Here is a 14,158-nt window from a genome sequence, read left to right as displayed (position 1 = left end):
CTCGCAAAGCCCCGCCAGTTCGGTCTGTCGGGGCTTTTTTATTGAGGTATACAGCCTGCTCTTTAATATATGAAGCCCCACATTGCGCAGAGCATTATTTAGCACCGCCAACAACCGCAAGGGGCCCACACCGGTATCGGCATAAGATGTTTACTCCAATCAGCTGATTTCATGGCAAGACGCGGTAGTTATGTATTACCACTTTTAATTATCAAGTATCACCCGATGCGAACTTCAGATCTGCGCCTTGTGGCGCCTGACTTGTCAGCGGGAGAAATACAACGAGCGTTTGCACAACACCCTGGTTTTTTGCACCTCGAATTTCACTGACCATTCCGGATGGCTTTCTCACGCAAAATACTGTTTAAGCAGGACAGCGATAACCTCAGAACCAGCAACAGGATCATCGATTGTGCAGGCGATCTCTAGCTGCTGACGCTCTGCGCTGCTCACCCCCAAGCAGGCTTGAGCTACACGACCTACATTTTTGGCTCAAAACTCCGAAGGCCTCCTGCAGTTATGTGTGCGGGAAAACAATGATAAGTTTGAGTGAATCATCCTGTGAACAAGTAGGATATTAGACAAAATGCAATATTTTTCTACTTGTAAGAATTCTCTGTAGTAATCGTCCTACAGATATAGATAGCAGAAAAAACCTCAGCGGGCTCTCCTTGTACAGCAACACCCTTTATTTACAGCACCGCCGCCGTAATAGTCGATAATTTAACGCCCACATGAAACCAAATGTAACTGCATTACTAACGCCAAACCCTGTTCTTCCTTTGCTCTTCCAACCGACTTGACCTCAGCACTTGAGTGACTTGTAATATTTCTCGCACTGGCGATTGTCGGTGCAAGTACAACAACTCAAATTAATGCCAATTAAAGAGTGTACGATGGATAAGAAGCAATCCACGGATGTCACTGCGCGCGTCCTGCAAGAAAAAATCCCCAAAAACGCGAGTATTGCTCAAGAATCACCACCGCGAGAGGGTGACTATAAAGCGGCGGGGCTTGCCCCTGTTCCATCAGACATTTCAGACACCATGAAGCCACCCGTGCTGCCTGGTATCGATCCTGAAGCCATCAGTGAAGAACAGGCCTATGCAGGTATCACCATCCATATTCCCGGCTCGGTGAAGATGTGCTGGGGAGATGAAATCCGTTTCTATTGGGGGAAAAATCTATCGTCAACAACCCTGTTTCATCGAGTGGGCAAGGACAGCATCGTCCGCGTGCTATGCGTTTCCTACAACTTCACGCCCTACATTCAGTTCGGCCTGGTTGACCTGTACTACGAGCTTTATCGTGACAATCGACTGATCGGCACCTCGCCGGTACTAAGGGTCAATGTCAATTACTCCGCGCCTGCTACGTCCAGACAACGGCAACGCAAGCGTCTTGTCAATCGCAGGTTCTTCGACACATAACTGAAAACCCCCGGTGATCACTCACCGGGGGCTTTGGTGCCATTCAGCCTTCAGACCGAACCATCAGAACGCAATACGCAGCCCCACGTTCGCGCCCCAGGGTTGCTCGATATGCCGACCTTTCATGTAGCCGAGATCCGCATGCAATTGCACACGCTCGGACAATGAAGCCGACACCCCGCCACCCAGCTCGGCGCGTGAGCCGTACAGGCTGTTATCGAACGTCGTGTCATTGACCTTGACTTCGTTACGGCGGGAAAACTCCTGCGCAACGGCGGCACGTACGTAAGGCTGTATCATCCCACCATCCTTGAGCGCCACCGTACGCCCCATCGACGTACCGACCTTGCCCAGTATCGACTGAGTTCGATCGCTCTTCGCCTTCATGCCGTTATCAAGGTGCAGATCCTGACCCTGCACCACCACACCGGAGACCTGCGCAAACGGCTCAAGAAAGTAGTCCTCCGCCAGCTTGATATGGCGACCGACTTCCACCCAGCCACCCACGCCGTTATTGGTGTAGTCGCCCTTGGATTTGCTCGCGTCACTCATGGCAACGTCCGCCTTGTTGCGAAAGCGGTTGAGCTTCAATACGCCGTCTATATAGTAACCATCGTCCGACAGCCAGGTGCCGTAAGCACCCGCATAGAAACTGTCGACTTTCCCGCTCGTACCTCGGCTCATGTCCAGACCAGACGTGCTGTAGCCGCCCAGCACACCCACCAGCAACTGTCCGCTGCCGACGTCTACGGGCGCATCGGCACCCAGCGACAGACCACTTTGCGTCTGTTTGTAATCGACACCCTCGCTGGTCGTCGCATTGAGTCGATTGCCATAGGCGCGCATCCAGCCACCGGCCTTGCCGCTGGCACGAACCTCGCCCATGCGCGAGCGCAGGGTTGAAAGCTCGTTCATCCAGATGGCAGGTGCCGCGCTGTAAAGAGCAAGAGCGCTCTGGGTCGAGGGACTTATCTCCTTGTCTTTGCCAACGACGAACCAGTCATTGCCCTGCTGTTCCAGCAGGTACGAATAGGCCCCGAGGTCGACCCGACCGCCCAGCAGACTGAATTGCGCATCGCCGCCCTCGGTGTGCACCACCTTGAGCGGCTGCATGTCAGCCGATAACACCTCCACCCCGGTATTGCGCACCCGCAATCCAAATTGCCCGCTGGCCTGACCGTTGACGTCGATGAGGTCACCCACCCCATTGTCCAGATCCACCCGCATGCCGAATGTGCCCGATCCGGACAGCTCGTTCAGAGACAGGGTATGGAACCCCTCCTCGCTGAACCCGACGCTGCCACCCTGCATGGAGAGCGACTTGACCGCGTTGTCACCCTGCATCTGCCATTGAGCACCGGAGTTGATCGCCAGCGTGCTGCCATTGATGATGTCACCGGACAATTGCGCGCCGTTCTGCAAGGTGACGTTCAGGATGCTGGTGTCATCGGCAACGAGGTTGCCGCTGAGCACGCTGTTGTCGACGTTGAAGTTGACGGTACTATGATCAGCCACTTCTAGCAGATTGCCATTGCCGGCCAGTAGCTCGGAATGGTTTTGCACAGTGATATCGGCCTCGATGTCGAGTGCTACGCGCTGGTCAACCCTGATAGCAGCGCCGGCCAGACCTTCGACGATCGACCGATCAATCACAGTAACGGACTTGTTTCCGATAAGGAGCTTGGCTTCAGATCCATCTACAAGGTGGATTCCATTCATGTCGCCTGTTACATGACTGTCTTCCGCTATCAGTACGTTCGCACCAGAAGACAAAATACCCTGACCATTTTTGCCTTGCGACGCAAACCCGTACACATCGGTATCGAAGATACTCAACGTTCCCCATATCCCGGCTGCGATACCATAGCCAGATCCCGATATGTCGCTTGAACGAGCCGATGCCGAGGAGCCAGGATTGACGGAGTTTCTCACCCCACCAATAACGATGCCGGAACCTGTCGCGTTTCTTACTGTAGCGTTGGAAAGATTTCCCACGGAATCGTACAGCGTGATACCGCTTTCCACCACGCCAGCCTCAATATTAAGCGTAGAGCGATCTACCTTCGCGCTGTCTACTCGCCCACCGACAATATTGAGAACGCCCTGATCGTCGACAGAGTGAGAACCGAAGGGGGTATCAGGACCGATATTAATGATTTCACCCGGCCTGCCAGTTGCCTTTGTCCCCGCTCTGTCCGGCAGCACCGTTATGACATTGTCGAGGTCAAACACTGAACCAGTTTTATCGCCCGATACCTCTGCCGACGCCTGCACGTTAGCCAAAGCCCCGAATGCAATCACGGCAAGCCGAAATGCACCACCCTGCGGATTAATGACATTATTTTTTCTAAAAGACACCGTCCATCTCCTCGGTTATTGAGGACCGAAGGTAGCTCACTTAATTAATAAACTTTGTATCTGCTCACGACCAAAAGCGTAGGAACACTCCCAAATTGAGATAGGAAAGTTCTTACAGCGTGACTCTATATCAAGGCCGGACCAAACTTTTCAAAAATAAAACTTACACCCCCACTTGACCACTTACGAAAAAGCCTATTACGTCCAATCGTGACTGAGAAAACAAAGATTACTTTGCCAAGTGCTACTTACAGCACGCTCATTCAATACCACATTGTTAAAAGCAGGAATCTTCCTACAAATTGTTTTTAAAGAAGGTTATGTCCATGGAATTTCGTTCGAATAGCTATCTGCCTACCCCTGTCGCGGTGCCAGGCAACAGGCACCGAAACTTGAACCTTGTATTGACGCCTCCCGATATCGCCGCCGCGTTTCATGATCAAGACACGCCAGGCCTCATACCGGTCGCTGAACTGTCTCAGCCGTTGGCGGTGGACTTGGTCGTGTGGCCAGCCGCGCGCCCTGATTACACTTACCAACTGCTGTTTGACGGCATAGCGATTGGCCCCCGAAAGCTGATTCTGCCCTCACATGCACCAGGCGATCCGCTGCAGCTGGAAATTCCGTCCAACCTGTTGCTGGAGGGTTTCCACAATGTCGCCTACCTCGTTGTCAACCCGATCAACCAGACAAAACAGGAATCAGACATTTTCCGGATTCAGATTGACCGGACAGCGCCAGGCGCCCCTGAACTTGCCGCCATACAGTTTCCAGCCGAGATCCAGAACGGTCTGACTGCCGCAGAGCTCGATCAACTGGGAGGTCAGCTTGATGTACAGATTGCGGGCTACACCGGTATGGCCAAGCACGACCGCATTCTGACACGGTGGGGAGATATCGTGGGTCCCAGCGCTGTAGTCAACGAAACCGATATGGGCCTGGACAAAGTCTCGGTCACTTTCACACGAGCGTTTCTGCAATCTTTGGGGGAGGACGAAAAGCAGGTGTGTTATCAGGTCATCGACCGTGCGGGCAACCCTTCAATCCTGTCGAATACCGTGCCCGTAAAACTGAGACTGCAAGACTTGCCCTCCAATTATCCGGCACCTGTTATTGATCAGGCCGTCGGCGAACTGGTCGATTATCTGGAAGCTCAGGCGGGGGTACGGGTCGACATCCCTCATTATTCGGGCGCCGCAGCGCTTGATAGTATTCAGCTGTTCTGGGGCGCCAATAACCCCTTGACCCCTGTCTCCGTGGCGCCTGGCGACGAAAACGAGGCAGTCCTTTTAACGTTGAAGTTGCCATTCGAGGCCATTGCCCAAGGGCCGCAAGGCAATACTGCAGTGCATTATGAAGTGCTGCGCAATGGCGAATTGATCGGCACTTCGCTCGACGCCCATATCGACGTTTTTACCACGCGCCCTTTCCCCGACCCACTGAACAGCCTGACGGTACAGGGAACGAGCGTACAAAACCCGAACACTCAGGACAACTTCATCGACGAAGACGATTACGAGTTGAACGGTAGAGGTGTGGTGGTCTGGAACACCGGTTTCAAGATCAATGACGACCTGAATCTGTACTGGGGTAATCAGGTAAAACCGCAGTGGTATCAAATACGGTCGAGTGACGTTACAGCAGCAAGAAACCTGATCATTCCGATTGATAACGAACTTATGCAGTTGCAAGGCACCGGTGAAGCCATCCCGGTTTACTTTACTGCTACGCGTACAGGAAACCCGAATAGCATGACTAGCCCGACGCAGCCCGTAACAGTAAGGTCTCGAGAAGAGCAACCCGGCGGCGAGGACGGTTTGACCGGCCCCACCTTCAATCTCACTCCGAACGGAGTACTGGGGCCTAATGAAAACCCGAACGGTGCAGATGTAAAAGTTTCGCGGTATGTAAACATTGCCGAGGGCCAGAAGATCACCTTCACGTTCAAGGGATTCGACGATTCCAACAATCCCATTGAAGCGGCCACTTACACAACGACGCGCAAGCTCGACGAAGTCGATGTTGTGGACGGCCACGTATTCACGGTCCCACAGATTAATACACTCCTTATTTGTACCGGGTTTGCGGAGGCCTCTTATACCGTCGACCCCGTGGAGGGCAGCAATCAAAGCCCAGCGAATTCCACAGTCACTCGCGTGATCGTGCACATGCTTAAACCCACCGACTTTACCTGTCTTAGCCGCTAACCCGTTGCGGGCCCACAAAGCCCGCATCCTGGTTCTGTACTGGAAGTCAACGTACCGAGCCCAAGACACCTAAAAGCAAGGAAAGCACATGTATCACGTATCGACTGAAAGAAAGAACAACTCGCTGCCAGCCCCCGTCATCGCAGCCGCCTTGAACGGCGGAGTATTACCCGTCGACAGTTTGAACACCCCCCTCGACGTAGGGTTGAACGTATGGCAAGGCGCACGCCCGGGCTATACGTATCAACTTTGCTTCGACGAGATGCTTATCGGCCTCAAGAAAGAAATACTGCCGTCGCACAAGCCCGGCGACCCGCTGCATCTGGACATTCCACCCGAGCTGTTGAAGGAGGGCCGCCACTCGGTGGCTTATGCCGTCGAAAACCCGGCTAACATGGTCGTCGAATACTCTGCCGAGACAGCAGTAATCGTAGACCTTACGCCGCCTGGCGACCCACTGCTCGCCCCAATCATTTTTCCGGAACAGACGCAGGACGGCCTGACCTCCGAAGAGCTGGGAAGCCTGGGCAATGTGCTTTCAGGGACGATTGCCGGCTACAACGGCATGCAGGAGGGTGATGTTGTCCACACCTACTGGAATGACGTGCCAGGTCCAATGACCATGGTGAGCAAGGATGACGTGGGTCTGAGGCAGACAGTGGTCGACTTTGCGAGACCGTTCCTGGAGCTGATCGGCGACATTGAGGCGCCGGTTTACTACACGATTACGGACCTCGCGGGAAATCTGTCGATGGCGTCAGAAGCTGTGAACGTGAAGCTGCAGCTCACGCACGCTACGCCCCTGCCTAACCCGACCGTAAAAGAGGCCATCGGCACCACTCTGGATCCGGCCAACGCCTTGTCCGGTGCGACAGTGGTGATCGACGCCACCGCCAATCTGCAAGCCGGCGATCAGGTGATCGTGCAGTGGCAGGGACGCAACGGCAGTGATACCAAGGAAAAGACCCTGACAGGTACAGAAGCTGGCAAAACGCTGGAAGTGCTGTTCGCCGCGGCGTTGGTTACGGCAAACGCCGGGCAGTCGGTCGCTGTCTCTTATGTCGTCAATCGCGTCAACGGCCTGGTGCAGGTCTCAGGCACACTGGCCTTGCAGATTCTGGAAGGACTGCCCGAACTGGTGTTCGATACTTCACCAGTGACGCTGGCAGGCAAGATCTACCTGATCCCGGGAAGGCCGGAAGTGTTGCCGAACTTCCCGGCCGAGACCACCGTTTTGCGTCAGGCCAGCGGCGGGCTCGCGCCTTATCAATATACGTCGAGTGATCCGCTGGTGGTGAACGTGGATGACAATGGCCTGGCCTCCGTTCGAGGCAAGGGCACGGCCACGCTTACCGCAACCGATGCTTTGGGCGCGAGCAAAAGTTGCCTGGTCACCGTGACCGGCGTTATTCATTGCATCGGTGTGGGCAGCGGCAACTTCTCCCAGATGAGCAGCGCTGCCAGTAACCGGGGTGCAAGGATTCCGTCAATTCATGAACTGGTGGAGATCTACGCCCTGTACGGCAATCGCTGGCCGATGGGCAGTGGCAATTACTGGTCATCCACTGTTTCCAGCGCCGGCATCGGGGGCTGGAACTGGTACTACGTAAAAGACATGGTTTCTGGCGGAAACTTCAAGCTGAAAAGTCACAACTCCAGTCTTGGCGTCGGTATCCAATGATCGACAACTGGTGAACCTGTAATCATCAAGCAGGGCGTTACCTGAAAAGGCAACGTCCTGCTTCTATTCATACGCTTTACAGAGTCAGGTCATGCACCGCACAACATCCCCAACCAAACGCTTTTTTCGTCCCGCACCTTGTGAAGGCAGTTTTCACGTCAGCGTCAACAAGCACCCATTCCACGTGCTTTCGCTGGCAGGCCAGCTGACGCTGCGCGCAGAGCTGGAGCAGGCTCCCGAACAATGGATATGGAAGCTGGTCGCCGATGGCAAGGTGGGCTCAACGCGAACCACCATAGGCTTGTTTCTGGACAGCGACCTGAGGCCCGGCAATCACGACCTGGTAGACCATGCCCGGATCAAAGTGATTTACAGCGAAACGCTGCACAGGCAAAACACCCTTTATCACTCGGCACACTTTCAAAGCGGTACGCTGGACCTGTTTGAGGTCAACCCCTGTACCCTTCGCCTGCGAGGACGCTTCCGTTTCAGCATGTCATCGATCAATTTAGACGTCACCAACGGCTTTTTTGACATACGCTGCCAGTGACTCAGGTACGCAAAAATCGGGCGATCACCTGCGCCGACTCGGCCAGGCATTGATCATGGCTGACACCTGCCATTTTCAATGGTTTGAGGTCGTGATTGGCCGTCGGCAGCCAGTGCAGCCGAATGGCGCTGGACAAACTATAAACCTCCACGGTTTCGCGGTTGCCCAATGCATCGCGCTCACCCTGAACGATCAGGGCCGGAGTATTCAGTTCAGCCAGATGCGCAACGCGCGGTTTTTCAGGTTTGCCTGCGGCGTAGAACGGATAACCCAGGCACACCAGCGCATCAACCTGAAGTTCATCGGCAATCAAACTGGCCATTCGCCCTCCCATTGATTTGCCGCCCACCGCCAGACGTCCGGCAATTTTGGGCTGCACACAGCCATAAACGTCTCGCCAGCACTCCAGTAACCGGGCCTGAGGGTTCGGGGGTCGCTTGCTGCCGCCCTGGCGTCGCTGAGCCATGTAGGGGAACTCGAAACGCAAGACGCTGATGCCTTGTGCTGCCAGTTCATCAGCCATGCGGTTCATGAAGTCGCTGTCCATCGGAGCGCCTGCGCCGTGTGCCAGCAGCAAGGTGGCAGGCTGCATACCGTCCAACGGCTGCCCTGGCGTCCATAGCCAGCCTCTTTCACGCACCAATTGCAGCCATTGTTCGGCGGCGATACCGGGCTGTAAGCTTTTGCTCATGCTTGTCTCGTTTTGATAAGTACGGCGTTGGCCGATCACTATAGGCAACTGCGTCAGCAACTGCATGACCAACCGCGATTCAGATACGTAGCGCGCAAGAAGGTGCTGCGGCTTCCCACACCCCTCCTTTCAAAGCTAAACTCGCTGACACGCGTCTGCTGCAACCCTTTGACGCACGTAAACGTGCCTGTGTGTTCCTGCCCCTGCCTTTTCGGTCCGCCTGGATGCTGTTACAGCGCTACATCGGCTGCCCGAATACGTCTCTGGTCACTATCTGAATCGTGGAAGTCTGCAATGAGTACGACAATCAGCCCGACTGCCTACAACTACACCGTGGTGCGCCAGTTCGCCATCATGGCGGTAGTCTGGGGCGTGATCGGCATGGGCCTGGGTGTGTTCATCGCCTCCCAACTGGTCTGGCCGGGACTGAACCTTGAACTCGAATGGACGACCTTCGGCCGCCTGAGACCGTTGCACACCAATCTGGTGATCTTCGCGTTCGGCGGCTGTGCGCTGTTTGCCACGTCTTATTATGTGGTGCAGCGAACATGCCAGACGCGGCTGATTTCAGACCGGCTGGCAGCCTTTACATTCTGGGGATGGCAGGCAGTGATCATCGGCGCCATCATCACACTGCCCATGGGCTACACCACCACCAAGGAATATGCCGAACTCGAATGGCCGGTTGCGATTCTGCTGGCTGTGGTCTGGGCCGCTTATGCCGCAGTGTTCTTCGGCACCATCGTCAAACGCCGAACCCGACATATATATGTTGCCAACTGGTTTTATGGCGCGTTCATCGTCGTGACCGGCATGCTGCATGTGGTCAACCACATCTCGTTGCCGGTCAGCCTGTTCAAGTCCTATTCGGCCTATGCCGGAGCGACCGATGCCATGATCCAGTGGTGGTACGGGCACAATGCCGTGGGGTTTTTTCTAACCACTGGTTTTCTCGGCATGATGTATTACTTCGTGCCCAAGCAGGCCGAGCGTCCGGTGTACTCCTATCGCCTGTCCATCGTGCATTTCTGGGCGTTGATCACCCTGTACATCTGGGCTGGCCCTCACCACCTGCATTACACCGCGCTGCCGGACTGGGCACAGTCGCTGGGCATGGTGATGTCGATTATCCTGCTGGTGCCGAGCTGGGGCGGCATGATCAACGGCATGATGACCCTGTCAGGCGCCTGGCATAAGCTGCGCACCGATTCGATTCTGCGTTTTCTGGTGGTCTCGCTGGCGTTCTACGGCATGTCGACCTTCGAGGGGCCGATGATGGCGATCAAGACCGTGAACTCGTTGTCGCATTACACAGACTGGACCATCGGCCACGTCCACGCAGGCGCCTTGGGCTGGGTTGCGATGATCACCATCGGCTCGCTCTATCACATGATCCCGAAGCTCTACGCCCGTCCGCAGATGCACAGCGTCGGCCTGATCAATGCGCATTTCTGGCTCGCCACCGTGGGCACCGTGCTGTACATCACCTCGATGTGGGTCAACGGAATCACTCAAGGCCTGATGTGGCGCGCCGTGAACGACGACGGCACACTGACGTATTCCTTCGTCGAGACCCTGCAGGCCAGCCATATGGGCTACATCGTGCGGGCGATCGGCGGTGCCATCTTCACCAGCGGCATGTTGCTGATGGCCTACAACGTGCTGCGTACCGTGCGCGCATCGGACCCGCGGGCAGCTGAAGCCGCTGCGCGGATCAGCGTCGCGGGGGGCCATGCATGAAACATGAAGTACTCGAAAAAAACATCGGCCTGCTGGCCTTTGTCATGGTCATCGCAGTGAGCATCGGCGGGCTTACCCAGATCGTTCCGCTGTTTTTTCAGGACGTGACCCAGCAGCCCATAGAGGGCATGAAGCCACGCAACGCGCTGGAGGTGGAAGGCCGGGATGTGTTCATTGCCAACGGTTGCGTGGGCTGCCACTCACAGATGATCCGTCCGCTGCGCGCCGAGACAGAGCGCTACGGGCATTACTCGGTGGCGGGTGAAAGCGTGTGGGACCATCCATTCCTGTGGGGTTCCAAACGCACGGGACCGGACCTGGCAAGGGTCGGCGGTCGCTACTCGGACGAGTGGCACCGTGCGCACCTGAACAATCCCCGAGACCTTGTTCCCGCGTCGATCATGCCGGCGTACCCGTTTTTGAACGACAAGAAAATCGACACCACACAGACGGCGAAAAAGCTGCAGGTATTGCGTACCCTCGGTACGCCATACACCGATGCCGACATCGCCGGTGCGGCCGCCGCCGTACAGGGCAAGACCGAAATGGACGCGCTGGTGGCCTATCTGCAAGGCCTCGGCACGCTCATCAAGAGCAAGCGGTGATCACGATGGACATCGGAATGATTCGAGGCCTCGGTACGCTGGTGGTGATGGTCGCCTTCATCGGCCTGATGCTGTGGGTGTTCAGCCCTGCTCGCAAGGCTGAATTCGATGACGCCACCCTGCTGCCTTTCGCCGACGACCCCGACGCCATCCGCAAAGTCGAGCACACCGCGACAGACAAGGAAGACAGGCCATGAGCACATTCTGGAGCCTGTACATCACGGTACTGACGCTGGGCACGATTATCGCAATGCTCTGGCTGCTGCTCTCTACGCGCAGAGGCCAGCGTGACGAGCCCACTGATGAAACCGTCGGCGAGTCTTTCGATGGCATCGAGGAGTACGACAACCCGCTGCCCAAGTGGTGGTTTCTACTGTTCATGGCAACCATCGTTTTTACGCTGGGTTACCTGGTGCTGTATCCGGGCCTGGGCAACTGGCAGGGCCTGCTGCCGGGTTACGAGCACCGGGACAAGACCGGGACAGTACAATTTTCCGACGGCCAGCAGGGCTGGAGCAGTGTTCACGAGTGGGAGCGGGAAGTTGCGAACGCCGAAGCCCGCTATGGCCCACTGTTCGCAAAATACGCTGCAATGCCGGTCGAGGAGGTCGCCAAAGACCCGCAAGCGCTGAAAATAGGCGCGCGTCTGTTTGCGTCCAATTGTTCGGTTTGTCACGGCTCGGATGCAAAAGGCGCCTACGGCTACCCTAACCTGACCGATGCCGACTGGCGTTGGGGTGGCGATGCGCAGTCGATCAAGACGTCGATCCTTGCTGGCCGCATGGGCGTGATGCCAGCCTTGGGTGGCGCGCTTGGCGAACAAGGCGTTCGCGACGTGGCGGCTTACGTGCTGACCCGACTGGACGCCAGGCAACTGCCCGAAAGTGCGCAGGCTGATCCCGTTGCAGGTCAGAAAACCTTCGCCACACTCTGCGCTGCCTGCCACGGCCCGGAGGGCAAGGGGATGCCTGTTCTTGGCGCCCCGGACCTGACACACCCGAATGCGTTCATCTACGGCTCGAGTTTCGCCCAGTTGCAACAAACCATTGGTGAGGGTCGCCAGGGCCAGATGCCTGCGCAGCAAGCGCTGCAGGGCAATGACCGAGTGCATATCCTCGCAGCGTACGTCTACAGCCTGTCTCGTCAGGAGAAGCCGGCCGAGCCCAAATGATGTTGCTCTGCCTTATAGCGAAACCTGGCGTCGTGAAAGTACAAAAAACATCACGACTGCCATTGCCGATCAATCAAGGCTTGGGATCGCACCTCATCCGCATACCGTTCAAAGTCGAATCGTCATTGTTACCCCGATCAACTTCGACACGGGTTTCAAAGCCGGTGGCAACCATTCCGGCGGGACAACGGAACGCTTTCTTCCAGAGACCATAAGGAGTGTCGTAGGGTGAAGGCAGATACCCACCTCCTTCACAGAATAGTCTGACAGAGTCAACGGCAGTGTCGTCCTGATGGTTTCCACTTCCTTGACTAGGCTGCATTTTCAATTGATAACCGACCACTGCCTCGTTTGAAGGACAAAGAGCGTACTCATACCAATGCCCCCAGTTCCCTTCGTTGCTGTGCAATTCTGGCCCCCTGAAGCAGTGCATAGCGATCGCATTGACAGCTGTATCGTCACCGCTACCTTGCGACGACTGAGCCCTTATACTGAAACCATTTATGTAGTTTGGCGATGAACACGATGCCGTAACCCCCCAGTTCCCCCAGTGTCCAGTATTGTCATATTCATCGACGGGAGGAACAACAACAGAGTGTTTGAAATACATCGAACCGAGATGTTTAGCGTTTTGAGGATTGTTATTGCTAACAAGCCACGTCTGAAAAGCCTTAGTGCTTTCGTCAATATCAACGATGAGAAATGTCTCATCCGTGGCCGAGCCGCTCAGAAAAACAGGCACATCCCCATATACACTTTGGTACTTTCCAGCACTGGAATGGAAGTGACCCGCAAAGATAGCTGAAACATCGTAGATCTTTAGCAATTGACGAAACCGGGTTAATATTGCTGCCGATCGAGCGTCAGATGAATACGTCCACTCCGCCGGATCGTGCATACCAATAATGATAAATTTTTTCTGATCCCTTGCATTGATCAGCACTCGCTCCAGCCAGGTATTTTGGACCGGCGACTGGATATTGAACTCATACTTTGACTTGAACACCGTCGCACCATTGGAGTAAAACCATTGAGTGTAGGAAGGGTCCAGATTCAACTGAATATACCGCACCTTGCCAAAATCTTTATAGTACCCAAAACTTCCCGAATATCGCTTTGTTTCAGGAAAACCTCCGCCATGGTTAGTACTGTAATCCATATTATTACCACCCATCCGGCCAATGAGGTCATTCATACTGTCTCTGGCGCAACCATTATTTAAACAGCCACCGACGTTGTTTTTATAATCATGATTACCCAGCCCGAAATACCAATTGGTCGACAATATCGAATCCAGTGCTCCGTAAAGAAAGCTTCTTTGCCAACCGTGACCATAAGCTGTCATATCACCATTTATGATGACCGGATTGTTGCCGACCCCTCCCATCGCAGCTGTACGCCATTTCTGTATCGCATTATATTGATTTCTAACGAGATTCTCATCACTGACCTGATTAACCGAGGAGCGGGATTGCAGTGGGACGTCCTGCGATTTCTGGTGCGGCGAAGCACCCAGACCGTCCTCTGCGTTTTTTTCATCCTTTGACCAAGGGTATTGAGGATCAGACGCAAAAATAATATGCCTTATTATATTTTTAGGTGCGGCTTCGCTTGCGTTCACAACAGCGAGTGGACCTTCACTTTTCAAATTCTGAGCACACCCAGACACCCACAGCAGGGTACTGAGCAGCGCACAACAAAAAAACCTGTACGTAGACATTTTAA

General features: G+C 55.0%; 11 protein-coding genes. 8 read left to right on the top strand and 3 right to left on the bottom strand.

The genetic code is table 11. The annotated features are described in order from the left end of the window. The first annotated feature begins 896 nt into the window (after positions 1-896). Positions 897-1,430 carry a hypothetical protein gene (locus POR16_RS08270; RefSeq protein WP_005887441.1) on the top strand — a complete coding sequence of 178 codons (534 nt, stop codon included), beginning with the start codon at positions 897-899 and terminating at the stop codon, positions 1,428-1,430. A gap of 63 nt (positions 1,431-1,493) precedes the next feature. On the opposite strand, the gene POR16_RS08265 is transcribed toward POR16_RS08270, so the two are convergent. Continuing rightward, positions 1,494-3,788, bottom strand: a complete 2,295-nt coding sequence (locus tag POR16_RS08265) for an autotransporter family protein (protein WP_032618643.1) — start codon at positions 3,786-3,788, stop codon at positions 1,494-1,496. 326 nt (positions 3,789-4,114) lie between these two features. Here POR16_RS08265 and POR16_RS08260 point away from each other — a divergent pair, with 326 nt between their 5' ends. The 3 genes from POR16_RS08260 to POR16_RS08250 all read left to right on the top strand — a co-directional run bounded on the left by POR16_RS08260 (position 4,115) and on the right by POR16_RS08250 (position 8,226). After that, positions 4,115-5,995: a hypothetical protein gene (locus tag POR16_RS08260; RefSeq protein WP_005887437.1), complete on the top strand. Its 1,881-nt coding sequence runs from the start codon at positions 4,115-4,117 to the stop codon at positions 5,993-5,995. Between the two features lie 88 nt (positions 5,996-6,083). Next, entirely contained in the window at positions 6,084-7,676 is a 1,593-nt protein-coding gene (locus tag POR16_RS08255) for a hypothetical protein (protein WP_024670714.1), read from the top strand. Positions 7,677-7,767: 91 nt separating this feature from the next. Further along, positions 7,768-8,226 carry a hypothetical protein gene (locus POR16_RS08250; protein WP_005887431.1) on the top strand — a complete coding sequence of 153 codons (459 nt, stop codon included), beginning with the start codon at positions 7,768-7,770 and terminating at the stop codon, positions 8,224-8,226. A gap of 1 nt (position 8,227) precedes the next feature. Here the strand turns inward: POR16_RS08250 and POR16_RS08245 are convergent, their stop codons facing one another. Next, the gene (locus POR16_RS08245; RefSeq protein ID WP_024670716.1) at positions 8,228-8,917 is read right to left on the bottom strand and encodes an alpha/beta family hydrolase; all 690 of its coding nucleotides are present in this window, start codon (positions 8,915-8,917) and stop codon (positions 8,228-8,230) included. A 294-nt stretch (positions 8,918-9,211) separates the two neighbouring features. Between POR16_RS08245 and ccoN the strand changes: the two genes are divergently transcribed. The 4 genes from ccoN to ccoP are packed head-to-tail and all read left to right on the top strand — an operon-like array spanning position 9,212 to position 12,433. After that, a complete protein-coding gene (gene ccoN, locus POR16_RS08240; RefSeq protein WP_005887427.1) occupies positions 9,212-10,657 on the top strand; it encodes a cytochrome-c oxidase, cbb3-type subunit I in 1,446 nt (481 codons plus the stop codon). Then, complete coding sequence (gene ccoO / locus POR16_RS08235) at positions 10,654-11,262, top strand: cytochrome-c oxidase, cbb3-type subunit II (RefSeq protein WP_024670718.1); 609 nt, start codon at positions 10,654-10,656, stop codon at positions 11,260-11,262. Before ccoN ends, ccoO begins: the two co-directional genes overlap by 4 nt. A gap of 5 nt (positions 11,263-11,267) precedes the next feature. Then, positions 11,268-11,459: a CcoQ/FixQ family Cbb3-type cytochrome c oxidase assembly chaperone gene (locus POR16_RS08230; RefSeq protein WP_005887420.1), complete on the top strand. Its 192-nt coding sequence runs from the start codon at positions 11,268-11,270 to the stop codon at positions 11,457-11,459. Next, entirely contained in the window at positions 11,456-12,433 is a 978-nt protein-coding gene (ccoP, locus tag POR16_RS08225) for a cytochrome-c oxidase, cbb3-type subunit III (RefSeq protein ID WP_005887418.1), read from the top strand. The genes POR16_RS08230 and ccoP overlap by 4 nt, the downstream gene beginning before the upstream one ends. A 73-nt stretch (positions 12,434-12,506) precedes the next feature. On the opposite strand, the gene POR16_RS08220 is transcribed toward ccoP, so the two are convergent. Continuing rightward, the gene (locus tag POR16_RS08220) at positions 12,507-14,153 is read right to left on the bottom strand and encodes a metallophosphoesterase (RefSeq protein ID WP_005887416.1); all 1,647 of its coding nucleotides are present in this window, start codon (positions 14,151-14,153) and stop codon (positions 12,507-12,509) included. Positions 14,154-14,158: the final 5 nt, after the last annotated feature.

The organism is Pseudomonas coronafaciens pv. oryzae str. 1_6 (genome assembly GCF_000156995.2).
Classification (GTDB): Bacteria; Pseudomonadota; Gammaproteobacteria; order Pseudomonadales; family Pseudomonadaceae; genus Aquipseudomonas; species Aquipseudomonas tremae.
This window is presented reverse-complemented; position numbering and strand designations above follow the sequence as displayed.

Bases quoted from the DNA above. Each gene is read 5' to 3' on its own strand.
- POR16_RS08270 (WP_005887441.1), top strand. From the start codon at position 897: ATGGATAAGAAGCAATCCACGGATGTCACTGCGCGCGTCCTGCAAGAA.
- POR16_RS08260 (WP_005887437.1), top strand. From the start codon at position 4,115: ATGGAATTTCGTTCGAATAGCTATCTGCCTACCCCTGTCGCGGTGCCA.
- POR16_RS08255 (WP_024670714.1), top strand. From the start codon at position 6,084: ATGTATCACGTATCGACTGAAAGAAAGAACAACTCGCTGCCAGCCCCC.
- POR16_RS08250 (WP_005887431.1), top strand. From the start codon at position 7,768: ATGCACCGCACAACATCCCCAACCAAACGCTTTTTTCGTCCCGCACCT.
- POR16_RS08245 (WP_024670716.1), bottom strand. From the start codon at position 8,917: ATGAGCAAAAGCTTACAGCCCGGTATCGCCGCCGAACAATGGCTGCAA.
- ccoN (WP_005887427.1), top strand. From the start codon at position 9,212: ATGAGTACGACAATCAGCCCGACTGCCTACAACTACACCGTGGTGCGC.
- ccoO (WP_024670718.1), top strand. From the start codon at position 10,654: ATGAAACATGAAGTACTCGAAAAAAACATCGGCCTGCTGGCCTTTGTC.
- POR16_RS08230 (WP_005887420.1), top strand. From the start codon at position 11,268: ATGGACATCGGAATGATTCGAGGCCTCGGTACGCTGGTGGTGATGGTC.
- ccoP (WP_005887418.1), top strand. From the start codon at position 11,456: ATGAGCACATTCTGGAGCCTGTACATCACGGTACTGACGCTGGGCACG.
- POR16_RS08220 (WP_005887416.1), bottom strand. From the start codon at position 14,153: ATGTCTACGTACAGGTTTTTTTGTTGTGCGCTGCTCAGTACCCTGCTG.